This window comes from Nostoc sp. DedSLP04 (genome assembly GCF_034530775.1).
Lineage (GTDB): Bacteria > Cyanobacteriota > Cyanobacteriia > Cyanobacteriales > Nostocaceae > Nostoc.
In genome coordinates, this window is the sequence record NZ_JAVRCL010000026.1 from 19210 (window position 1) to 43139 (window position 23930).

Consider the following 23930-nt stretch of genomic DNA (forward strand, 5'->3'; position numbering starts at 1 on the left):
CATTCCTCCAGACCGCCACATTCCTCCAGACCGCCACATTCCTCCAGACCGCCACATTCCTCCAGACCGCCACGTCCCCCCAGCCCGCCGCCGCAACCACGGTATTTGCAAGTTTCAGAGCTCGGATTAAGAAATAGAAACTGGCATCTTGAACAGGGTAATGCCTATTGGCCTGCAAACGATCAACGCAACCATATTCATCTCGGTGTTCCTACCAGTGTTGGTTACGGTCTTCATACGCGAATTGCAGAAGATACCAATGTTTTCGTTACTTACGTTTCAATTAAAATAAATGATCAGTTTTACGGGAGACTGACGCATGATTCGCAAACGGGTTATTTCTCTTGGAAAGACGACTCAAAAGCATTGCCTAATAACTATAGACAAGAGTTAACACAATTAGGCATACTTAGCCAATAGCGCAGATAGCAGGTAACCAGATTTTAATCCGAGATCTACGGATGGAAACGGTAGGGTAAATCGATTTTCTTCACCCCGTTCATCACAAATATGCTGAATTTGTGACTTGAGAAATCTTGGTGGAACTGTTGCACAAAGCATAACGGAGTGACTGTTGAGATTATCTTAAAAAGAATGCGAAAGCGAGTGTAGGACGGTTGATGAGTGTGCGATGTCTGCTCTTCCAAGTGCGATCGCTAATCTTGTAGAGACAGTCTTAAAAGGAATGCGATCGCTCATGTAGGACGGTTGATAAGAGTACGATGTCTGTTCTCAAGAGTGCGATCCTTGTAGCGACAGTCTTAAAAGAAATGCGATCGCCCATGTAGGACGGTTGATAAGAGTGCGATGTCTGTTCTCAAGAGTGCGATCGCTCTTTTTGTAGGGACTGTGTTAAAAGTCAGGCGATCGCTCGTGTAAGAAGGTTAATAAGAGTGCGATGTCTGTTTGTCCAAGTGCGATCGCTAATCTTGTAGCGACAGTCTTAAAAGTAGGCGATCGCTCATGGATAAAGGTTTATTTATTGCGATGTCTGTTTGTTCAAGTGCGATCCTTGTAGCGACAGTCTTAAAAGAAATGCGATCGCTCATGGATGATGGTTGATGAGCGTGCGAATTTATCCAAAATCTAAATGTTCTAAAAAGGTACTTAATCATGAATACAAACATTGTAAATACTGACTCCCCCGATGTCAACGCACCGAATCCATAGATGTCATATCAATCAAATTGACGTTATTTTTCAGTTATAAAGGAAAATTTTATTTAACTAAGGGTTCTGGAAGGGTAAAAAATTCCTGACGGCGTTGAATCAACACTATAACAACACCGCTTGCAACCACGGCAAAGGCAGAAGGAATAAATGGCAACCATAACCCTTGTTTTAAAAGAGCGATCGCACAAACTCCATATAATATAACAACAGTTACAAAGATGGCGCATCTCTGATGTGAGAGCGATCGCACCCGCCAAATAATCAGACTCCCAACTACAGACCAGCCGCATATCCAAAGAATATCGCTCCAGTAAGGCAAAACCCAAAGAATTGGACGTTGGTCTAAAACTGCACTCAAAACTTGGCTAACCATTTGTGCTTGTATAAATATCCCTGGTATTTCTTGGTAATCTTGCTGTGCAGTACTGTAGAGAGTTGACCAAGTATCGCTGACTGTATTAGCTGTCACGCCAACGAGCACTACCTTATCTTTCATTGATTTACGATCGAATTTATCGCTCAATACCTCATCAAGAGAAACTCTCTGATAATCTGTATTACGGTAATTGATAAGTATTTGATTTCCGCCTAAATCAACTCCTTGTTGATAGGCACCACTACGGCTAAATTTTAAGCGTTTAAATACTTTAGAGCCAAACTGTACATAATTTTCATTAAATTTAGGTTTAATATTTTCATAAGATAAGTAACGAGTAATTAATTGCAACGAGAGCGAATAAGGCGTTGTACAAGTTGAAGAAGGCTCTTGTGCCATCATCAAAATTTGGCGGCGGACAATACCATCTGAGTCTTGAATTGCATCAGTAAAACCCTGGCGTTCTACAGGTACGTCTTTCGGAGGTTTAACACCTTGTGGGTCATATTTGCGATCGCGGCTTTTGCAGACAACAACAACATTATCTTTATTAAGTTCAGTCGGAAGTTGTATTGGATTTGATTTATTTGGAGGATCGGCTAAGTCTCTATAAATATCCAGTCCAATAACTCGCGGTTGATACTTTTGTATTTTGTTGAGCAATTTAGCTAACGTACTATCCGAAATAGATTTCAGTCCTTTGGTCATCTCTTGTCGTGATTGAATATTTTTTTCAGTAATTTCTATAATTATTAACCTTGGATCTGGCTCTTCTTGAGGTCGCAACCGTAGCATTTGATCGAAAGTTTGTAGTTCGATTTTTTCAAAAATTCCCAAGTATCTCAAGCCTAATGTTGAAAGAGCCACAATCAAAGTACTAAGTAGTACAGTCAAAAGTTTGAGTTTTGGTGTTGCAATTTTACCTTTTGTCAAAACTTCACCTACAAATTTAGTATCAGCAAAATTACCGCACAATTCTTGCCACGTAGTAGAAATAGTTGTAGGATTTTGATAGATAACTGGCAACCAACTGGCACAAGGAAATTCATTTTCCAGTCCTTGAAGTCTTTCTCGCGCTTCTCGCACAGCCAAGTAAAATGGTTTGCTATCTGCAAAGGCGGTAAGAAAGTTTTTTAAAAATTCCTGTGCTATTAAATCTGGCACTCCTTCCCGCATTACAATCATTTGGGGAATGTTTAAATCAGCTAAATTTCGTCCTAAGCCAATTCCGTCACAAGAATTGAAAATTGCTAGTTTTAAACCGCGTATAATTGCTGCCTTAAGTCCATTTTTCAACTGCGAAATTGTTAAACTTTCTGTTTGATTGATACAAATTTCCCCAATTTCTCCGTCAGTAAGACTAGTGCTATGTCCGGCAAAAAATAGAATATCCCAATCATGATTCCATAGATGCTCGTCAAGTGTTTGTCGTGTTGGTTCTATAAGAAAAGTGGTTTTGCCATCTGTTAAACCTTGTAAAGCAGAGGCATCTTTATCAATATCAATACCAACTCTATTGCCTAGAATTGCCAAAATTTTGACTTTACCTGTAGGAGATTTTTGTAATAAATGAGTAGATTCATACTCATGATTGCTTAAAGCTAATTCCGCTTTCGGGTAATCTTCAAAAAAATGCCACAGATGCCAAGGCAAGCGATGCAGTAAAACTATATTTGTTTCAATAATTACTCTAATTTCATCATTACGACTAAGTAGAGTTCGCAACTGCCGTTCAATATTCTGAAATGATTCACATTTTAACCAAGCATTGATATTTGCTTGTAGCTGTTGACACACTTCATTAAAGTCATTGACAGAAATATTGGTTATGTCTTGCGAATGTACTTTTATCCGTTGATTCCTACCCAGGCGTTGATGAACTGCTGCGTAGAGTAATTGCCATCTGCGGTAGAGTTCGCTTAGTTCTGGTGCTGGCGGTAGACTCCCTGTTAATTTCACAGGTACAAATTGGTTATCACACCAAACTTGAGCCGTGACAACAGGAAATCCTTGATTTAAATCTCCTCCCAAGAAGCTGAAGACAACTAGCTTACTCATAAGTTAAATGGACTTAGCCATTCGTGATTAACTAATGACTAATCAACAGAGAGCATTCTACTTATGCAAAAATACCAAATAAAAGTGCAGTGTAAGGACTACACAAGACAAATTTGGTCTAAACCTATGACTTTCGAGCAAAAACAACGTTTACAAGCCACCGCAAAGAGATTGCATCAACCAATTTGACACTGCTGGCTCATAATAACTAAATTATGAAATTTTCTGTTATTTGATAATTATCAAGACCAACCTGGATGCTGAAACATTCTCCTACTTCCCCATCAAAGAGTTTTAACTGCATATAACTATCTTGAATTCTTGCTTGTACTTGTTGAAGTATTTCCCCTCGATCTGAAAGTAAAATTAGCTTGATATTAGCAGGTAGGTCAAGTTGATTACAAGCTGGATGTAGTTGCACGCGAATACTAACTTGTTGGTTAGCTTCTGGTATTAAGGCGATTAATAAAATAACTTTTTGAGTCTCTATTTCTATTCCCAAGTTAATCAGCTTGGCGCGTTTGATCGCGGCAGCATTTAACCCGGAAGAAGTGCGGAAATTAAAAGCTAGGCTACTGGAGTTTGGCTCAAAAAAAGTCTCTATAGCTTGCCAAGAAGCATCGTAAATCTGCTCCAACCAACGACTGAGACTCACTTGTACTTGTGAAAATTGCGTAGGTGCAGATTGCAGTCTTTCTTGGTACAAACGCTGCCGCCACTGCTCATTTTCTAATAGCACTCCCCAGGTTGTGAATGGTACTGCCAGTCTAGGAAATGTTACAGAGGGATTTCCTAACTCTTGCACAAGATTTTCTGCTTGAGGAGTCGATAATTGTGGGAGTGGAGCGATCGCACCTTTCATCTCCTCTGTTCCACAAAATTGGTAGGTGATCCAAAAAGCATTAAGGTCTTTAATTAAGTGCCGTGCATCTATACAATAAGTCCTATCTACTTGGTCGTAGTCTGCTAGTGATTTAAGTTCTTGATGGGTTATATAGCTCCAAATTCTTACCCACTTCCCATCTGCTGTAACTTGCACTGCTAAATAATAGTCTGCTGCCCAACTAGGAATGTCTACCCATTCTTGAGGAACTTCTAACTCACTATCATCAATTGCCTCGCTAGGAATTAAAACGACTCGCTTTTGATTTAACAAAATTGCTGTGCCATTGACAAATTCCCAAAAAGCAGGAATACCAGGAGAACTATGCCAGATACTTGCTTCTGGAACATATTCAGCTTTTACCCAATTCAAAAACCCATAAACGCAAATTTGATTTATGTAAGCACGCCAGCGACTGCTAGGTGTGGCGTACATTTGGCTTTCTTGCCAAGAACTTGTCTGTAATGATGGTGATATTTCTAACAACAGTTCCTGCGGTTCAGTAAAAGCCGAAGTCATTCTTACTACCTCATCATTCATAATTTCAGCGATATTCCCCATACTTAACTTTCAACCATTCTTCCAAAGCACTACTCATATCATTAACTAGGTTGGAAGTCACAGAAATATTAAGCGTGTCTTGGCTCCATTGGATCAATGCTTTCAGCATTGATTCTCTACATTTGATCAGCCGACGAGAAACAGTAGGCTGACTCATTTGTAGGCGTTCTACAATCTGTGGCTGAGTTAATCCCTGTTGGTAATAAAGTTGAAGTATTTCTTGAGTTTTTGCCTCAAAAGCTTGTAAAGTTTTTAACAAAACAGCTTCAATCTGAGATCGTTGATTTTGTTGGTTTTGGGCATCCTCTTGGGCTATCATCTCCGTGATTAATGATTCAGAGGATGGATCTGGCAAATCAAAAGTTGTTGTGGAGTCATCTTTTGGTATCACTACATTTAGAGAACTAACAGGTGGATACAGATAACCACGCACGTAGATAGCTGCTTGGGTTAGCCACTGTTCAATTTTCTCTCTCGTGGATTCTGGAGTAGGTTGAGTTAACTGATTTTGGCGATCGCGGTTGTAGAGCTTGACAATAGCTTCCCAAAGTTGAGGTTCTGGTTCTGGTAGTGACTTTGTGCCACCTGGTTGGTTTTGAACATACAGTTCTTTGAAACAAGTCCAGGCTAATCGATATTGAACAATTAGAATCGGTGATAATCCAGCTTGAGCAAGAGCTTCTAAAAACTGCTTTTTGCTTACTTTGCGTAACAATGCCCAATTTGTGCAAATATCAGCTTCCTTGCGTTGGCGTAAAATATCTTTTAGCCGACTCGGAACTGCCATAGTAGCATAGGCTTTTAAGCTAGAGCATTTTTCTAGATTAAAATTTTTGAGAATTGTTTCAATTTCAGCATTCGCCATTTGAAAATAATCTGCTAGGCTATGTTGACTATTTGTAAATTTGGCAATAGTCTTTTTAGCAGCCCAATAATTTTGTTCCTGTAAATAAGCAGATAAATGCATTCTAGCAAGGCTATTAGATTCCTCTCGCCAGCATTTGTACCAATGTAATGCCCAAAAGTTTTCTGAGTTAGGGACGAATGATGAAGACTCCAAGCAATTTTGAATATTTCGATGTAGTTTGATATCAATCAACCATTTGCTGAATCTGTCTCCTTCCAACTCAACGAAGGTTGAGAACATCTCGATAATTTTTTGACGAGGACGCATAAGCAGTTAACAATTTCAATCGATCCGAACTTAAGCAACTATCAAAACCGCAGATATCTCTGTGGACAATTGCAAGATACTGGTTTGCTAATTTCCAATTCAATAGCGCACATATTTTATTCCTTGATGTTTTTGAAGATAACTCTATTCATATTCTGTTGAATCTAGATAGTTTAGTTATTTTAAAGTTAAATTTTTGTAATTATGGGTTTAGTAGCCATAATTGCGAACATATACCTAATTGAGCCTTTTTGGGAATACGCCCTTCGGTATACTTTTGACTATCTATTTTTCCTAAATCCTTAAAAAATGGGCGAACCGGGAATAATTAAAGTTAATTGCTTATTTTTCAGCTTAAAGTATTTTAATTAAATCGATTAAATCAACTTTTTTGAGCTAACCGCACGTGAGTTTAAAAGTGAGAAAAATCAAACTACTGGCTTTGATATTAATTAGTTTAGCAATGGTGTTGTGGTTTAATTTGCGTTTTTCAACACCTTCAATACCCACTATTGCAGCTTCACCAGCAAAAACTATCCGCTACTTCGATCGCACTTTGCCCCAAGGCATCGCTCACATCGTGCTGATTCCAGTTAATAGCAAATTTTTGGTGACTCCTGCACTATCACAGAAGGTAGCCACTGTAGAGGAATTTGCCCAAAAGCATCAAGCCGTGGCTATTTTGAATGCAGGCTTTTTTGATCCAGTCAACCAAAAAACTACATCTTATGTTGTCCAACAAGGAAAATTGATAGCCGATCCCAAACAAAACGAACGGCTGGTGAACAATCCCAACTTAAAATCTTATTTGGGCCAAATATTCAATCGCACAGAATTCCGTCGCTACTTATGCGGGCAAACTAGCCGCTATTCCATTGCCCTACACAGTCAGTCACCACCAGCAGGTTGTCAGTTAGTTGATGCTATCGGTGCTGGCCCGCGCCTATTACCAGAACTCACCTTAGAAAAAGAGGGCTTTGTAGACAACGCTAATAAACGAGATGCGCTTGGCAGCAATCAACCCAATGCCAGAACTGCTGTAGGTATCACCCCTGATGGCAGCGTTATTTTAGTTATGGTGGCTCAAAAACCCTCGGCTCCCGCGAATGGAATATCTTTGCCAGCATTAGCTGATTTGATGAAAACTCTTGGAGCCGATCGCGCCATGAATCTGGATGGAGGAAGTTCGTCTTCGCTTTATTACAATGGGAAAACCTTTTACGGGAAGGTTGATTTGGAGGGAAATTTTATCAAGCGTCCTGTAAAGTCGGTTTTGCTGGTTCAGAAAAGGTAGGGATTGTGGGAATTATACCTACCTACTGGTAGATTTTTTCCATATCAGCAATTCCCGAATCCGAATTGCGTCACAATAGTAATAGGCAATCATTGAAGGTGCTATTATGCTTCGTCTAACTCAAATTATTCGGAACTTGTTCCTTCGTCTTGAAGGCTTGTTTGGTGTTTTATTCCAAAGTATTTCTAATTTTTTCGGAAATTTATTTGGTTTGTTTGCCAAGCTTTTCGGATTCTCTGAGTCTGGTTATTTCTTAGAATCCGATCGGGTGCAAGACGTAAATCAAGCTTCAACTAAACAGCCAATTGAAACGAATCGGGATAACACTACTAAAATTCCTGCCCCTAACCGCCGTCGTTCTAATGCTAAACTTGACGACTACTACCTCAACATGGCTCGTGATGTGAAAAAGAACTAACAAAAGCCATCAAGTAGAGGGTTAATAGTAATAAGCTGTTCCACCTTTAACTTGCATAATTAGGGTGGGCAATAATTTGGCGTCAGCGCTACTTTAATAACGCTCAGTACAAGTCAGCCGAACGCTGTCCACCCCACAATATTTTAATTAAATTTAGATGTACAAATTATATCTGGAACAGTTTAGCAATACCTAAATTGCGCTTTACATTTTTAGAAAAATCATCTAGCCACAATTAACGAATTTGGATGTGCGTAGGCGATCGTTTACGGCAGGCATCGCACCTTTCACAAAAATTTTGTCCAGTTTGAGGCTGGACAATAGCTAGAAATATTTTTGAGTTTGAATATTTACTTGGTTTTTAGCTAACTTACCAAATCAACTAAAGCGTTGCTTTGGAAGCGAACTATAGATGAAACTGAGCAACCGCGATAATTCTCAGAGGTGAATACTGATAGTGTGATATTGGCTTGACCTGGATCTAAAATGCGTTTTACCTTGCAGGTTTGCATTTTATTGTTGCAGTAAGCAATAATGCGATCGCCAGCCTTGACTTCCAACGCTTGAATTTTCAATTAATACCAACCTTGCCAGGAATTTGCTTTGTTAAAGAAAAAATATATTGCTATATTTCACTCGCTTAACAATAGCAATGTTTCTTTACTATAGCACAAAAAGGATATCAATGCTATCAATTTAATCTTGGTAATGTCAAGTTTGTTCGGGCTGCAAATATTAGTGCAGGAGGTAGGAAGCAGAAATTTATCTGTTGCTCTCAACCCTATCTAATTCCAAGCCACCAAATCGTTTGCACAGTTTACAGGTCGGAGTATTTGTTGAAATTAAGATGTAGGGAAACCTCTACTCCAAAGAAGTTGGAGCAAAATTTGTTTGAAGACAAATTTTTCTTTCGATGTTTTTGTTACAATCATTGAAATTTTTACTTAAAAATACCACTATGGCTTTATACGCTGAATTACATAGACATCTAGGCGGCTCGGTCGTACCACGAGTTTTATGGCGATATTTCGAGCGGCATTCTTCGGAGTTAATTTCCCGCTTTGCTGACTATTCAGATTTTGAAGATTTTTATACCCGCCCACGTAACACTCTAGATGAGTATCTAGAATTACACACCTTGGTAGAAAGCGTCCAAACTGTAGAAACTTTGCCTTACTTTATCTATCGCTTGGTGCGGGGTGCTTACATATTTGAAAATTTGGCTTATCTGGAACTGCGTTACACTCCTTATTTGCGGACACCTGAGCATCTGAGTCAATCTGCAAGAATTGACAAGATGGCAGAAATTGTGCGAGTAGTAGGGCTTGCCAGCCAGCAGCCAGAATATCCGATTGTTACTAGCCAAATTCTCTGTATGCATACGCGCCTACCTTATGAGGTGAACAAGGCGATTGTTGATTTGGCGGCGCAAAATAAACAGTATGTCTGTGCAGTAGATGTAGCAGGAGGTGATAGTTATTACGCCGATCGCTTAGAAGAATGGATTAGCTTATATGATTATGCGCGATCGCTGGGCGTTAACACCACGGGACATCTATATGAAACCACCGCTGGTTGTTACCCAGAACTGTTACCATATTTGATGCGGATTGGTCACGGCATTCAAATTCCCCTACTATATCCAGAGCTACTTAATGATGTAGCTAGACGCGGGCAATGTTTAGAGGTTTGTCCGACAACTTACCTAAAAACTGGAACTTTGCAAGATATACGTCAACTCAAATTAGTTTTTGACCGTTGTCTTGATGCTGGAGTTGATATCGCTATCTGTACTGATAATGCCGGATTGCACAATGTGCGTCTACCATTTGAGTATGAGAATCTCTTGACTTACAACATTATTAGTTTTGCACAACTACAAGCTTGTCAAGATGCGGCTTTCCGTCATGCTTTTGCTTGGCCTTATAGTCAACGTCCTGCATCACTGTTGAACGGTTTGCTCAAACCTGAACCACCGAAAATTTTGTCCATGAGAGATAGTAATTAACGAATCGCCTAAAAATATTTATAAAGTCAGGTGATTTAATGTTAATTAATGTTGCAATTACTAACTTTTTCTGATGCCATAGAAAAAGTTGTAATACACAATAGATATCTTGCAAAATTAATGTTTTATAAATTAAACCACAGATGCACACAGATAATTTATCAGTGTTTATTTGTGGTTCTTTTGTTGCTGAGAAAGGATTCTTGATATAAGTCGTATATAGCGTGCCCCAGAAGCTATAAACTATAATTTATGGCATCTACTATTCAAGCTCTACCAACAGAAGTTGTATATCTCATTACAGCTGGAGAGGTAATCGACTCTTTAGCCTCTGTGGTGCGGGAATTGGTAGAAAATTCCCTAGACGCAGGTGCAACGCGAATTGTGGTTTATCTATGGCCGCAGCAATGGCGAATTCGCGTGGCAGATAATGGCTGTGGAATGAACCTAGATGATTTGCAACAAGCAGCCACAGCCCACAGCACTAGTAAAATTCGCTCTAGTGCCGATTTGTGGAAAATTAACAGTTTGGGTTTTCGTGGTGAGGCGTTGCACAGTTTAACGACTTTGGCTGATTTAGAAATTTTGAGTCGCCCTCTGGAGGGAAATTTAGGATGGCGGATAATTTATGGCGATGGCGGGAAAGTTGTACAAGTTGAAGCAACTGCGATCGCACCTGGTACAGTAGTTACAGTTTCTCATCTTTTCGGTAATTGCTCATCTCGTCGTCAGGGATTACCCACAACAGCACAGCAAATGAAAGCTGTGCAAGCCACAATTCACCAAATCGCCCTCTGTCATCCCCACGTCACCTGGCAGATTTGGCAAAATGACCGTCAATGGTTCACCATTTGTCCGGCAGCGACAATTGGGCAATTGCTACCGCAGATTTTACCACAAGTGCGACAAGGTGACTTGCAAGAAGTCAAACTCGAAATACCCAACCCCCCCAACTCTTGTACAGACGCGATGAATCGCGTCTCTACGGACACTTGTACAGACGCGATGAATCGCGTCTCTCCTCACTCAGCACTAAATTTAGTGGTAGGATTACCCGATCGCACTCATCGTCATCGTCCAGATTGGGTACGTGTAGCTATCAACAGACGCATGATTAAGACACCGGAACTAGAGCAAACCATATTATCAGCATTTCATAGAACATTACCACGCGATCGCTATCCAATTTGTTTCTTACATCTTGCCATTTCCCCCGATCAAATTAACTGGAATCGTAATCCAGCAAAAACAGAAATTTACCTCAACGAAATCATTTATTGGCAAGAGCAAATTACCCAAGCAATTAACCAAGCACTCAGCATTTCTTCTAACAATCTCAAAGAAGCTGTTCACACAACACGAGTTAGTAAATTACTCAAAGCCGCAGAAGCCAAAGGCAGCTATAATTTCAATTCTCAAAATCCTAATGAAAATCCCAAAACTCCTAACTCCTCACTCCCAACTCCTAACTCTTTAAAAGCTGTCGCGCAAGTTAGCAACACTTATATTGTGGCGGAACATTCAAGTGGTATGTGGTTAGTAGAACAGCACATTGCCCATGAGCGAGTTTTATATGAGCAATTGTCTGATAATTGGCAACTTGTCCCCGTCGAACCGTCAATAATTCTTTATCAATTATCGCCAGCGCAAGTATCACAATTGCAACGCATCGGTTTAGAAATAGAACCCTTTGGCGAACAACTTTGGGCAGTCCGTAATATCCCCGCACCTTTGCAACAGCGAAACGACTGTGCAGAAGCAATTTTAGAGCTTAGTTGGGGAGGGGATTTACAAACAGCCCAAGTCGCTGTTGCCTGTCGCAGTGCTATTCGTAATGGTACACCCATGAATCAGCAAGAAATGCAGACACTTTTAGATAATTGGCAACGTACTCGCAACCCTCGCACCTGTCCTCATGGACGACCAATTTATTTATCTTTAGAAGAATCAGCTTTAGCTCGGTTTTTCCGACGTAATTGGGTAATTGGAAAAAGTCATGGAATTTGATGTTTTCAGTAATGCTAATACTAAATGTCGTTTGCTGTTGTAGATTGCCAAGTTATTTGTCCGCGTTGACAGATTAATGTCAGTATTGCCAAAATAATGTCTGCATTCACTATGTCATCAAATTGTCTTAGCTAACCATTAACAAAATAATATCGTTAAAAATATCGTTAAACTTTTCAGCGTGGTGTGTTACTGTCATACATCAACCTTGACAGCAAGACCTTACCCCCCTATGAGGATTTGTGGTTCAAATAAATGAAAATTGCTGTAAGTTGACAAGTTCTTGTCCCATTAGTTCAATAATTCCATGACTTTTACCAATCTTTCAACCCACCTATTTTTAAGATAAGTTTGTAAAACTCTCTCCAAAAAAATTGTCAATTTCCAAACATCCTCTCAACCCTTCTCTAGCTAGGAATGCTTTTGAAACGTAAAAAAGTATTATCGTGCAAAGTCTCATTTTTCCTGATTTTAAACCATCTTTAACTGAGAAGGGTGTTGAAATACTTCTGATTGCTTTTGTTTTTTGTGTGTCCCTCCTTTTAACTCGCCTTTTCTAGCTGGGAGGGGTGTTGAAACTGGTATAGGCAGCGTACATTACGATTTAACTGAAATCTTTCAACCCGCCTCTAGCTGGGAGGGGTGTTGAAACTTCAGGGAGTTGAGTGAATTCATCGTCTGAGTACAGCACTTTCAACCCGCCTCTAGCTGGGAGGGGTGTTGAAACGCTATGCTTGCTTTTGGTAAAGCCCAAGAAATGCTCTTTCAACCCGCCTCTAGCTGGGAGGGGTGTTGAAACCAAAAAATCGCAGAGTTGCAGCAGCAATTAGGCATCTTTCAACCCGCCTCTAGCTGGGAGGGGTGTTGAAACTCTGCGCTTCAAACCCTTGATTTACCAATAGTTATGAAGGCATTTTTGTAACGTCTCCCAAAATCGCCCGTCAGTTAATACTTAAAAAAGTAAATCAACTGACATATTAAAGGCTATAAACCTTATTAAACAAGCGATTTAAAGTTTTGGCAGGAGTCCCAGGGAAATCGCTCCCGCTTTACCATGCCAAAAAATAATTAAGGTGGGTTCCCCCTTGCTCGGAGGTGATTCAGTAGCCACCACTGCGGTAAACCCGCACCTCTATTACTGGGGGCGCACCTAATTCCTATCCACAAGGGATAGCAGCATCAAGGTGGGCAGCTACCAGGGTCAGAAAGCAAGACTGTTTAACAGCAGTCAAACTAACCCAAATTTACACAGCACAGAGGCTTGTAACAAGCATGAACTGCGGCGCTGTTGAATTTTCTTATTTTATTGTCAAGGTTCGGTGTTTTGTCAATCAGTTTATTTTGCGAGAATGGTAAGCGGAGATCGCTAATTCTTTCGCTTTCTCTTGTGGACTACCTCGAATTGGCTGTTTTGACTCCTCTATCACAATTCCAGCTTTAACAGCTGACGAGTGAATATTTGCCATCAATCTGCCATAACTCCATTGATGAACGCTAACTCGGTACTGTTTGGCATACTTTTGTTGAACTTCTATTAAGTCTGATTTTTGTTCAGCTTTGGCTTGAATTTCACTCTGAACTTGCTCTCGTATATTGTCCAATTTGGGTAGAACAATACTTCCAGCAGAGTATGTTTGGGCGATCGCAATAATCTCTTTCGCTAGTAATCTGTCAATATACTCCCCTAACTCCGATTCTCCAAACTGATTTGGTGCAGCAAGCGTTTGAGCTATTTGGCGTTGGTGGGATAAAAAATGCTTTTGCTGTCGCTGTCGATTTAGGAGTTTGTAATTATCACCCAGTAGTTGTCTGATGCTGTGATAGGTAATTACTTGACCTATTGTGCCATATACTACCGCTAGCGTTGCAGGCTTGTCTAAGCCAAGGCTAACACCAACAAGAATATGAGATTGTCCTTTATACAAAGGTTTCGTGGGGCGAGGAAAAGGGTTATTAATTGTGTCTAAAATAGAGTTTTGCCGTTTTATATGGGCTTGCTGTTCTTCATTAAGCTTGCCTTTGGCTTTTGTATTAGTGATAATTTTAGCGGTTTTTCCGGCTTTTTCTTCTTTTACTTGATTGGTTCCTTCAGTCGTCCATAGGCGGGTATCTACAGAACAGTAGAGAGTTAAGCGATTAACATTCCAAGGATCGCCTTTGCCTTTCTCTTCTTGCCAAGCAATACGCCCACTACGCAAGGTGAATAGGCTACTAGAGTGTTGATTTTTGCTATTTTTCTTAATTTGTTGATCTTCTAGGAAGCGTTGAAACCAGTGAAGGTGGCGAGAATCACAATACACTTGAAAACTATGCTTACTGAAACATTTAAATTTACACAGATGCGCCCAAACTGGTTTTTAAACCAAGTCATGTCTTCGCTGCTTCCGTAAGCTACCGGGAAAGGTACTTTGCTAGATTGTCTTAAAAGGCTGTCTTGCCAAGATTTTGCCTCGGCTTCATTTATTGGAACGTTATGAGTGGCAACGAAAATAGTTTCTAACCATTTGGCAGCAGTTAAATCTCGACCTTTGGGAATTTGTGTTTCTAGCTGTTCTCTGATGCGTTCAATCTGAATTTCAAGTTTACGGCGACGTTGAGCAAATTTTTTAGCGTCTTCCTCTTTCTCGTTGATTTTGCAACCATTTTTGAGCAAATAGCTGATGGCGCAACGAGTCAAGTTATCTTCTGTGTTGCGGTAAGTCTCAAATAAATTCTTTGATAAATTGCGATCGCTATCTGAATTTTGAGGTTTTTTGCGCTTTTTAGCTTTTTTCCCATTCGTTGATTGAGTTTCAGCAGTATTGAGAGGAGCAAATCGAACCAAAATTTCAGCAGCTTTAGTGCGAAGACTATCTAAGCTGACACCACTACTTTCTACCAATTCAACATCACTGTTGAGCATTTCCAACCAGCGAATTTTGCCTTCTAGTTGGAACTGCGATCGCTTCATCAGTGCCAACCAAGATTTGTAGATGTAATTGACTGTGGTAATCGCACTCGTATAAAACCGTCCAGGCTGACCAATAAAGCGAGGGTCAGTTTTCAAAGGTTCGCAGAGTTCTTTGACAATACTGGTGGGGTGTTTGCCCTTTTGTCGCCAACTCTCAAACTCTGGGTGTTGACTTACCTGACGTAGTAGTTCATTAATCAGTGGCGTATTTAAATCTGCCATCAACTTCCATAGTTGGTGGCGTGATGGTTCTGAGGCTACAAGACGACACTGAATAGTGATTTGGCTCATTGCTTTAAAACAATATTGTCTAATACTAACACAATTGTATTAAACAAGTCTTCTGTAAAATAAATTGTATGCAGGAGACATTTTTTACAAGCAAGGAAGCGGCTGAAATCGCAGGCTGCACCCTTCGTCAGCTACAGTATTGGCGAGAGAGAGGGGTGATTGTTCCTGTAATCAGTGATACTGGGACAGGACGTAGTATTTATTACTCAAAGTCAAATCTGCTGGAACTGGCTGCAATGTCATATTGGCTATCTGTGGGGTTAAGTTTTGACATAGCCAGCACCACGCTCAAAAAGCTGAAAGACCAAGAGCCGGAGTTATTTACTTCAGGTAAAGGTAAACGGTTTATGTTGTTGTCCCAAGCGCAGGAGCGTTCGCCGTTAGGCGTGCCGAAGGTATCGCTTGAGCTTGTGGAGTTTGACAAAAAAAAAGCGATCGCATCTCTAGAACAAGGTCAACCTGTGATTCCTGTGTGGTTAGATATCATTTATCAACAATTAGCCGAGAAACTGGGAAAATAGGGATTCTCTTTCATAAGATAGAAGCGATCGCAGGAGTTAAGTATAGTGCCGCGTGGAACAAGGAAAAACAGCAAAAAGCAAGCAGAGGAAAGCGGTTCTGGAGATTTACCACTTCTACAGTTAGCGAACCAAGCTGATGAGCGCTTGGACATTCCGGCAATGGAACAATGGCTGTGGGATGCTGCTTGTAAGATACGCGGTGCGACGGATGCACCAAAATTCAAAGATTTTATTCTGCCGCTAATTTTCTACAAACGGCTGTCTGATGTGTTTGATGATGAGTATGAAAAGTGCGCCGAGAAATTTGGGGGTGGAGACTTAGCCCGTGCTTTCATTGAAGCAGATCACAAAGATGCAATTAAAAATAACCGTCAGCCGATTGTGCGTTACTATGTCCCCCATGAATACCGTTGGGATGCGATTCGCTTTCATCCTAAAGATGGCTTAGGAGAGTTTATCACAACGGCGATGCGGGAAGTGGCAAAGCGCAATCCTGGGTTATCGGGAACGCTGACGCTGAAGGATTATAACGAGAAGCAAAGCAATCAGCGCGTTTTGGATGATGACCGTTTAAAGGACTTGATTGAAGTCATCAGTCGGCATCGGTTGGGGTTAAAAAATACCAATGCAGATGTTTTGGGGGAAGCCTATGAGTATCTGCTGCGGAAGTTTGCCGAAGGACAGGGGCAAAGTGCGGGGGAGTTTCTCACACCATCAGAGGTGGGTTGGTTGATTGCGGAAATTATTGACCCTGAACCCTACACGAAGATTTATGACCCCACTTGTGGATCGGGTAGGTTGTTAACTAAGCCGCGTCTGGTGTTCAATCGCAAGCATCCAGGCGAGGAGAGTAAAGCACCCCGGTTATTTGGGCAAGAGTTGAACTGGACGACTTTTGCGATCGCTAAAATGAATATGTTTTTGCAGGATTTTACTGATACTCAGATTGAAATTGGTGATACATTTAGACAACCTAAATTTACGGTTGACAAAAAGGTGATGCGCTTTGATTATGTGGTTGCTAATCCGATGTGGAATCAGGACAACTACGGCACAGATGCTTATGAAGAAGATTCTTTTGAACGGTTTCAGGACGGAATTGCATCTAAATCTTCAGCAGATTGGGGATGGGTGCAGCATATTTGGGCATCGCTGAAAGATAACGGACGGGCGGCGGTTGTTTTGGATACAGGTGCGGTGTCGCGCGGTTCGGGGAGTCAGAACAAAAATCAAGAAAGAGACATTCGCAAGGTATTTGTGGAAAGGGACAGAGTTGAAGGGGTGATTTTACTACCTGAAAATTTGTTTTATAACACGACTGCGCCAGGGGTGGTAATTTTGTTAAATCGCCTGAAACCTCTGAATCGTAAGGGCGAGTTTTTGCTGATTAATGCTGCTGATTATTTTGTGAAGGGCGATCCGAAGAATATTTTCACAAAGGAAGGGATTAAGGCAGTTGGTGAGGTTTATCGCAATTGGGAAACGCGAGATAAGCTGAGTAAAGTTGTTAAGTTAGAAGAGTTGAGGGAAGCGGATTATAATCTTAGTCCGTCGCAGTTTGTGGATGTTAGCGATAAAGTTGTGCATCGTTCCATTGAAGATATTTTGACAGATTTAGCAGCAGCAAGACAAGAGAGGGAATGGGCGGATAAAGATTTAGCTGAGGTGTTAGCAAAGTTGAATTTATAGCAATACAGTTCAGATAAGACCAAAACACTTGTAGAGACGGCGATTTATCGCGTCTCGAAAACCCAAAATTTTGTACAAGTAGCCCTTTGAACCGTATTGGAATTTGCGTTTTTTATATAAGGCGATGCCTACGGCTGGCTACGCCTACTCATTTGTTATTTCGGGGTACTCATTTGTTATTTCGGGGTACTCATTTGCTATTTCGGGGTACTCATTTGCTATTTCGGGGTACTCATTTGCTATTTCGGGGTACTCATTTGCTATTTCGGCGTACCCATTTGCTATTTCGGCGTACCCATTTGCTATTTCGGGGTACTCATTTGTTATTTCGGCGTACTCATTTGTTATTTCGGGGTACTCATTTGTTATTTCGGCGTACTCATTTGCTATTTCGGGGTACTCATTTGTTATTTCAGGGTACTCATTTGTTGATTTGGCGTGTCCATAACGCACCCCTGACTTTTCACGGTATCTGAAAAACCTCTCTCTAAATCTCTCTCCTAAAAGGAGAGAGACTTTGAATTTTCCCCCTTCCCGTGTCGGGAAGGGGGTTAGGGGGTTAGGTTTTCGTGGACTTTTCCACATAACCTGAATTGTCATAACGCACCCTACGAAACTACTAAAAGAGTTGAAACCTATGCTGATCATACTTGTGTGTACACCCTAGCCTACAAGGAGAGAGGCTTTAAGGCTTACTCCCCAACGCTAGTAGGGAAGGGGTTGGGGGTTAGAATATTCGCAGGTTGGGTTGAAGCTTTGCGAAACCCAACAAACCCTGCAAAATGTTAGCTTTCGTTCCTCAAACCTACCTACACATTTTAGGCTAGCCGATCTTTGAGTATTTAACAGGACTTACGCACTGAGATCCCCCAACCCCCTTAAAAAGAAGGCTTTAGAAGTTCCCCCCTTTTTAAGGGGGGCTAGGGGGGATCTAGGTTTTAGGCTTCAGTGTGTAAGTCGTATTTAAGTTTGTTTGCAATGAGTAGTATAGTGTAAATTGCTAAAGTTTCAATCAGCTACAAGGCTCTTATTGTTTTTATTTTCATCGAGGATAAACCCATGACTCAAGCAATTGATAAAGAACAAATGATAATTGATGAATTTAAAAAGTTATCTCCTGAGAAGCAGCAGGAGGTATTAAATTTTATTGAATTTTTGCATTTTAAAGCACAAAAGCAGGATGTACAGCATAAAGAAGAGAAAGAACCTATTTCCGCCTATGAAGCTGCTAAGGAGTATATTGGTTGTATTGATGGAGGCCCTGGTGATTTAGCTACCAATAAGAAGTATTTAGAAGGGTACGGGTGGAAATGAGGAAAAAGGTACTTCTAGATACAGGGCCATTAGTTGCATCTATCAATCATCGGGAAAATTCGCATAATTGGGCGGTTAATGAGTGGAAAAAGATTGAACCGCCTTTATTAACTTGCGAAGCAGTAATTAGTGAGACGTGTTTTCTCTTGCGAGATTTCTATGGTGGTGAAGATACTGTTATGTCTTTACTAGATACTGGCATAATTTAAATCCCTTTTCGTCTCAGTGATGAAATAGGAACGGTTAGAGAGTTGATGAAGCGATATCAGAATGTACCGATGTCTTTAGCTGATGCGTGTTTGGTAAGAATGAGTGAGTTGATTAATGGTAGTAGTGTGTTAACTCTAGATAGTGATTTTCGGGTTTATCGGAAGAATAAGAATGAAATGATGGATTTGATTATTGCTGATGGTATATGCGAGGGGTACGGATGAGTGAGATACAAGTACCGCCTCATTGGAGGATAGTGAAATTGGGAGATATTGCCCAATTAAAGAATGGTATCAATTTTAATAAAGAGCAAAAAGGAAGTGGTACTCTCACAGTAGATGTTCTGAATATGTATTGTGAAAGTTCATTTATCTCAATGAATAAACTTTATAGAGTAGATATTAAGCTTAAAGATGATTATCTGCTTAAAAAAAACGATATTTTATTTGTACGCTCATCTTTGAAGCAGGAGGGAGTAGGTTGGGCTTCTTTATTTCTTGATTTTACAGAGCCTGTAACATTCTGTGGGTTTATAATTAGGGCGCGATTAGAAACACAGGAAATTGAACCTATCTTTTTAGTTAATTATCTCCGTCGAGATACAGTTAGAAAAATTCTTATCTCTAAGTCTGGGAAAGTAGGAGTTACTAATATTAACCAGGCAAATTTACAATCATTGCCAATTATTATCCCCCCACTCCCCGAACAAAAAACGATCGCCCACACTCTGCGAACCATCCAGAAAGCCAAAGAAACCCGCCAGCGAGAGTTAGAACTGGAACGCGAACGCAAAGCAGCACTGATGCAGTATCTCTTTACTCATGGCACTGGTAACGAACCGCGCAAGCAAACGGAAATAGGGGAGATTCCTGAGAGTTGGATAGTCTCACGCTTTGATAGCTTATGTGTCCTTCAACGTGGATTTGACATTACTAAAAAAGAACAGAAGCCTGGTAAAATCCCTGTAATTTCATCAGGTGGAATCAGTAGTTATCACAACTTGGTTAAGGTTAATGGGCCAGGAGTTATTATTGGCAGAAAAGGAACACTTGGAACTGTTTATTATGTTGATTGTGATTATTGGCCTCATGACACCACACTTTGGGTAAAAGAATTTAACGAAAACAATCCTCTCTTTATTGCTTATTTGTTATATTTTCTCAATTTAAAACGTTTTGATTCTGGTGCTAGTAACCCAACTCTAAATAGAAATACAGTTCATGCAATGACGATTGCTTATCCAAAAAAGGAAGAACAGCAAGAAATCGCTGCGATTCTAAAAGCTTGCGATCGCAAAATTCAAGCCCTAGAAAAAGAACTCACCCTTATCGACGAACTCTTTCACGCCATGCTAGAACAACTGATGACAGGTAAAATTTCCACCCAACCCTTAACTGAGACTTACGTATGAGCGAAAGTTCCGCCGTGCAAAGACCGATGCTGAAATATGCCTATCAAATTGGCTGGGAATACCTAACTTCAAAAGAAGCATTACAACGGCGGGAAGGGAAGGGAGAGGAAAAGCTTAAAGAAAGATACTTTGCCGATGTTCTTCGCAGTCAACTAATTAAACTAAATCCTGGCGTTGTCACCTCTAACAACATAGATGAAATTCTTCGCCGCCTGCGAAACATTGACAACACCATCGAAGGCAACCGCGAAGCTTTAAACTGGTTGCAAGGCAAACAATCTATTTTTGTCGCCCAAGAAAACCGCGACAGAAACATTACCCTCATCGACTTTAACAACCCAGAAAATAACATCTTCCAAGTCACAGATGAATGGTCGCAAAAAGGCGTAAAATTTCCCAACCGCGCTGATGTTATTTTTCTAATTAACGGTATTCCCGTCGCCATTGCTGAAACCAAAGGAGAAAAGAAAACTGATGGTTTAGCACTAGGCATTGACCAAATTCGCCGCTACCACAACCAAACCCCCGAATTGCTAGCCTTTCCCCAAGTTTTTGAAGTCACAGAACTGTGGAATTTCTGGTATGGCTTAACCTGGAATACCAACCGCAAAAACTTGTTTGAATGGAAACTGACCTCTCCCCTAACCCCTCCCCTGCAAGGGGAGGGGAACAACAATATTACTCCCCCTTCCCTCGCAGGGAAGGGGGCTGGGGGGTTAGGTTCGATTATCCAAGAAGGCGACTACGAAGAGAAAATCAAAACCTTCTTCGACCATCAACGCTTTTTAGAGATTCTCAGATATTACATTGTTTTCCTCGAACGCGATGACGGCTTAACCAAAGTAATTTTACGCCAACACCAAACCCGTGCAGTCAAAAAAGTCCTGCAACGCATCCAAGACCCGAATAAAAAACGCGGACTAGTTTGGCATACCCAAGGCAGTGGTAAAACCCTCACGATGATTACAATTGCCGCCCAACTCCGCAATATTAGCGGCGATAATACCGTAATCATGATTGTTGACCGCAACGAACTAGAAAACCAACTAGACAAAAACCTCAAAGCATACAGCATCAAAAGTTATGAAGTCGCAACCAGTAAAGCAGACTTAGAAAAACTAATTCAAGATGATTATCGCGGGTTAATCGTCGCCATGATTCACAAATTCGACAAGATGAAGGTAGAAAATAAGCGTTCTACGATTACCGTCTTAGTCGATGAGGCACACCGTAGCACAGGTGGTAATTTCGGCATATATTTAATGGCTGCCCTCCCCAACGCCACATTTATCGGTTTCACAGGTACACCTGTCAGTAAAGCAGCTAAAGGACAAAACACTTTCCAAACCTTCGGCGAACCTAGTGACCCGAAATACAGCCTAGATTCGTATTCAACCGCCGACTCAGTACGAGATGGCACAACTCTGAAGCTAAATTATGCCTTGGCGAAATCAGAGTTTCGCGTTCCCCAAGAAATTTTAGAAAAAGAATTTCTCCAACTCCAAGCCGCAGAAGGTATTAACGATATAGAAGAACTTGATGGCATTCTCGATCGTGCAGTTAAATTAAAAGAGTTTCTCAAAAGTGAAGATAGAGTAGATAAAGTAGCGAAATTTGTCGCCGAACATTTCCGCGACTACGTTGAACCAATGGGCTTTAAAGCTTTTATGGTTGGTGTAGATCGGGAAGCTTGTAGACTTTATAAACAAGCCTTAGACAAATATCTCCCTGCTGAATACTCAACAGTCGTCTATTCCCGAACTACAGCCGCAGGACTGCGCGAGTACAACCTGACTGATGTCCAAGAGAAAGAAGTCCGCAAAGCCTTTATTAAAAAATCCGTTGTTTCTGCCAGAATATCCTTACCGGATGCAGTAATCGAGTTTATCGGATTGCGACCCAAAGATTTTAATTACACTAGCAAAACCCTAAGTTTTACAGGTTATTGTTCTGCTGAAGATGCTCAAAATTTAGAAACCCTTTGCGGTGGCGATGCTGATGCTGTGACAAAAATTCGCCAACTTTACGAAGACTACCGCAAAGCATTGCCCAAAATTCTCATCGTCACCGAGAAACTATTGACGGGGTTTGATGCGCCGATACTTTACTGTATGTATCTCGACAAACCCATGCGGGATCACGTTCTCTTGCAGGGAATCGCCCGTGTGAATCGCCCCTATGAAGACGCAGAAGGTTTAGTTAAGCCTTATGGCTTTGTTCTAGATTTTATCGGTATCTTTGGTGACAAACTAGAGCAAGCCCTTGCCTTTGAGTCAGGAGAAGTTAACGACATCATCCAAAATGTTGATGTGATCAAAAACCTGCTGCAAACCATGATGGAAAATACTGCACCTGAGTATTTACCGCTAGCTAAGGGATGGGACGACAAAGCAAAAGAAAGGGCTGCGGCGCACTTTGCAGACAAAGATTTGCGGGAGAAATTCTTTAAATTTGTCCGGCAATTACAATCAATTTACGAGATCCTCTCTCCCGATCCTGACTTGCGCCCCTTCATGGAAAATTATCAAGCGATCGTCAGGCTTTACGGAACGATACGCGCTGCTTACAATACCAGTCCTTACATTGATATTGAACTCACCGCCAAAACCAAAGAACTGGTACGCCGCAATATCACAATCGGCGAGTTAGAAATGCCAGGGACAATCCACGAACTCAATGCCCAACAATTAGAGCAATTCCGCCAAAATAGCACGACGGATACTGTAAAAGTTCTAAACTTGAGTAAGGCACTGTTTAGAGATGTACACGAGCAAAGTCAGCGATCGCCTTTTTTGATTTCCATTGGCGAACGTGCAGAAACTGTCCGCGCCAGCTTTGAAAACCGCCAAATAGAGGCGCAAGAAGCTTTAGCTAAATTAGATGAAATTGCCAATGAATGCATAGAGGCAGAGTCAGAACGGCAACGGCTCAAGGTTGATGAAAACACCTTTGCCATTTACACTGTCATCAAGCAAGCAGTTGCTCTCATTGATATCAACCAAGCCGAAACCATCAACGCCATTTATAGCAACTTCCCTGATTACTGGTGGGATGCGCGTCAGGAAATTGATTTAAGAACCGAACTTTACGCTACTATTTATCCTATTACAAGCTCAGTTGACCAAACCATTGAAGTCACCAATAATCTGCTGAAACTCGAACGAGTCGAATCATGAACACGACTCCTTTACCAGAAAAACTCGAAGCCGCAACGCAATGGAAAGACGCGCAAGCACTTAAGGATGCTGTGCGAGAATGGAGCGATCGCATTAAAGTCCAAGTCAAACAAATTCAACTCCGTCCGATGAAGCGCAAGTGGGCATCCATTTCTACTACAGGACGTTTAACGCTGAATACTGAACTGCTAGATTTACCAAAAGAATTGGGTGAGTTTGCGATCGTTCACGAACTTGTGCATCTCCTCGTTCCCAACCACGGTAAGCTTTTTAAGTGCTTTATGTCTGCTTATTTGCCTGATTGGGAAGAGAAAGAGAAGCGATTGCAGGGCTTTGTGGGATGATGCGGGAAACTGCCTTTAAAGGTCTTATATCATTATGATTTTGATACGGACAAGAAGCTTAAAGTCTTGTAG

At 41.0% G+C, this 23930-nt stretch carries 18 protein-coding genes and 1 pseudogene; 13 read left to right on the forward strand and 6 right to left on the reverse strand.

Annotated elements, in window-relative coordinates; translation table 11 throughout:
- Positions 1-105 precede the first annotated feature (105 nt).
- Entirely contained in the window at positions 106-420 is a 315-nt protein-coding gene (locus tag RMX89_RS16545; protein WP_322689657.1) for a hypothetical protein, read from the forward strand.
- 799 nt (positions 421-1219) lie between these two features.
- Here the strand turns inward: RMX89_RS16545 and RMX89_RS16550 are convergent.
- From RMX89_RS16550 to RMX89_RS16560, 3 genes are all read right to left on the reverse strand, one after another.
- The gene (locus RMX89_RS16550) at positions 1220-3607 is read right to left on the reverse strand and encodes a CHASE2 domain-containing protein (RefSeq protein WP_322689658.1); all 2388 of its coding nucleotides are present in this window, start codon (positions 3605-3607) and stop codon (positions 1220-1222) included.
- 208 nt (positions 3608-3815) lie between these two features.
- On the reverse strand, positions 3816-5009 hold the full coding sequence (locus RMX89_RS16555) for a DUF1822 family protein (protein WP_322689659.1): 1194 nt from the start codon (positions 5007-5009) through the stop codon (positions 3816-3818).
- A 25-nt stretch (positions 5010-5034) separates the two neighbouring features.
- Positions 5035-6225, reverse strand: a complete 1191-nt coding sequence (locus tag RMX89_RS16560; protein WP_322689660.1) for a sigma-70 family RNA polymerase sigma factor — start codon at positions 6223-6225, stop codon at positions 5035-5037.
- Between the two features lie 418 nt (positions 6226-6643).
- Between RMX89_RS16560 and RMX89_RS16565 the strand changes: the two genes are divergently transcribed.
- Both RMX89_RS16565 and RMX89_RS16570 read left to right on the forward strand, forming a co-directional pair.
- Entirely contained in the window at positions 6644-7519 is an 876-nt protein-coding gene (locus tag RMX89_RS16565; RefSeq protein WP_322689661.1) for a phosphodiester glycosidase family protein, read from the forward strand.
- A gap of 106 nt (positions 7520-7625) precedes the next feature.
- Complete coding sequence (locus tag RMX89_RS16570) at positions 7626-7937, forward strand: threonine dehydratase (RefSeq protein WP_322684240.1); 312 nt, start codon at positions 7626-7628, stop codon at positions 7935-7937.
- A gap of 365 nt (positions 7938-8302) precedes the next feature.
- Here the strand turns inward: RMX89_RS16570 and RMX89_RS16575 are convergent, their stop codons facing one another.
- Positions 8303-8512: a hypothetical protein gene (locus RMX89_RS16575; RefSeq protein WP_094352741.1), complete on the reverse strand. Its 210-nt coding sequence runs from the start codon at positions 8510-8512 to the stop codon at positions 8303-8305.
- A 383-nt stretch (positions 8513-8895) separates the two neighbouring features.
- On the opposite strand from RMX89_RS16575, the gene RMX89_RS16580 reads away from it, so the two are divergent.
- Together RMX89_RS16580 and mutL are read left to right on the forward strand one after the other, a co-directional pair.
- Entirely contained in the window at positions 8896-9945 is a 1050-nt protein-coding gene (locus RMX89_RS16580) for an adenosine deaminase (RefSeq protein WP_322689662.1), read from the forward strand.
- 252 nt (positions 9946-10197) lie between these two features.
- The gene (gene mutL, locus RMX89_RS16585; protein WP_322689663.1) at positions 10198-11952 is read left to right on the forward strand and encodes a DNA mismatch repair endonuclease MutL; all 1755 of its coding nucleotides are present in this window, start codon (positions 10198-10200) and stop codon (positions 11950-11952) included.
- 1331 nt (positions 11953-13283) lie between these two features.
- Here the strand turns inward: mutL and cas12k are convergent.
- Positions 13284-15193 (reverse strand): annotated as a pseudogene (gene cas12k / locus RMX89_RS34530) (type V CRISPR-associated protein Cas12k).
- A gap of 68 nt (positions 15194-15261) precedes the next feature.
- Between cas12k and RMX89_RS16600 the strand changes: the two are divergent.
- Positions 15262-15714: a MerR family transcriptional regulator gene (locus RMX89_RS16600; protein WP_322689666.1), complete on the forward strand. Its 453-nt coding sequence runs from the start codon at positions 15262-15264 to the stop codon at positions 15712-15714.
- Positions 15715-15759: 45 nt separating this feature from the next.
- The gene (locus tag RMX89_RS16605) at positions 15760-17403 is read left to right on the forward strand and encodes a class I SAM-dependent DNA methyltransferase (protein WP_322689667.1); all 1644 of its coding nucleotides are present in this window, start codon (positions 15760-15762) and stop codon (positions 17401-17403) included.
- A 144-nt stretch (positions 17404-17547) separates the two neighbouring features.
- Here RMX89_RS16605 and RMX89_RS16610 read toward each other — a convergent pair whose 3' ends face one another.
- Positions 17548-18003: a hypothetical protein gene (locus RMX89_RS16610; protein ID WP_322689668.1), complete on the reverse strand. Its 456-nt coding sequence runs from the start codon at positions 18001-18003 to the stop codon at positions 17548-17550.
- Positions 18004-18462: 459 nt separating this feature from the next.
- Between RMX89_RS16610 and RMX89_RS16615 the strand changes: the two genes are divergently transcribed.
- Genes RMX89_RS16615 through RMX89_RS16640 form a run of 6 tightly spaced genes read left to right on the forward strand, consistent with a single transcriptional unit; the run spans position 18463 to position 23858 of the window.
- Positions 18463-18717: a DUF2281 domain-containing protein gene (locus RMX89_RS16615; RefSeq protein ID WP_322689669.1), complete on the forward strand. Its 255-nt coding sequence runs from the start codon at positions 18463-18465 to the stop codon at positions 18715-18717.
- Positions 18714-18926: a PIN domain nuclease gene (locus tag RMX89_RS16620; RefSeq protein ID WP_322689712.1), complete on the forward strand. Its 213-nt coding sequence runs from the start codon at positions 18714-18716 to the stop codon at positions 18924-18926. The genes RMX89_RS16615 and RMX89_RS16620 overlap by 4 nt, the downstream gene beginning before the upstream one ends.
- 45 nt (positions 18927-18971) lie before the next feature.
- Positions 18972-19151 carry a hypothetical protein gene (locus tag RMX89_RS16625; protein WP_322689670.1) on the forward strand — a complete coding sequence of 60 codons (180 nt, stop codon included), beginning with the start codon at positions 18972-18974 and terminating at the stop codon, positions 19149-19151.
- A complete protein-coding gene (locus RMX89_RS16630; protein WP_322689671.1) occupies positions 19148-20338 on the forward strand; it encodes a restriction endonuclease subunit S in 1191 nt (396 codons plus the stop codon). Before RMX89_RS16625 ends, RMX89_RS16630 begins: the two co-directional genes overlap by 4 nt.
- A complete protein-coding gene (locus RMX89_RS16635) occupies positions 20335-23514 on the forward strand; it encodes an HsdR family type I site-specific deoxyribonuclease (RefSeq protein WP_322689672.1) in 3180 nt (1059 codons plus the stop codon). The genes RMX89_RS16630 and RMX89_RS16635 overlap by 4 nt, the downstream gene beginning before the upstream one ends.
- A complete protein-coding gene (locus RMX89_RS16640) occupies positions 23511-23858 on the forward strand; it encodes a M48 family metallopeptidase (RefSeq protein ID WP_322689673.1) in 348 nt (115 codons plus the stop codon). Before RMX89_RS16635 ends, RMX89_RS16640 begins: the two co-directional genes overlap by 4 nt.
- Positions 23859-23930: the final 72 nt, after the last annotated feature.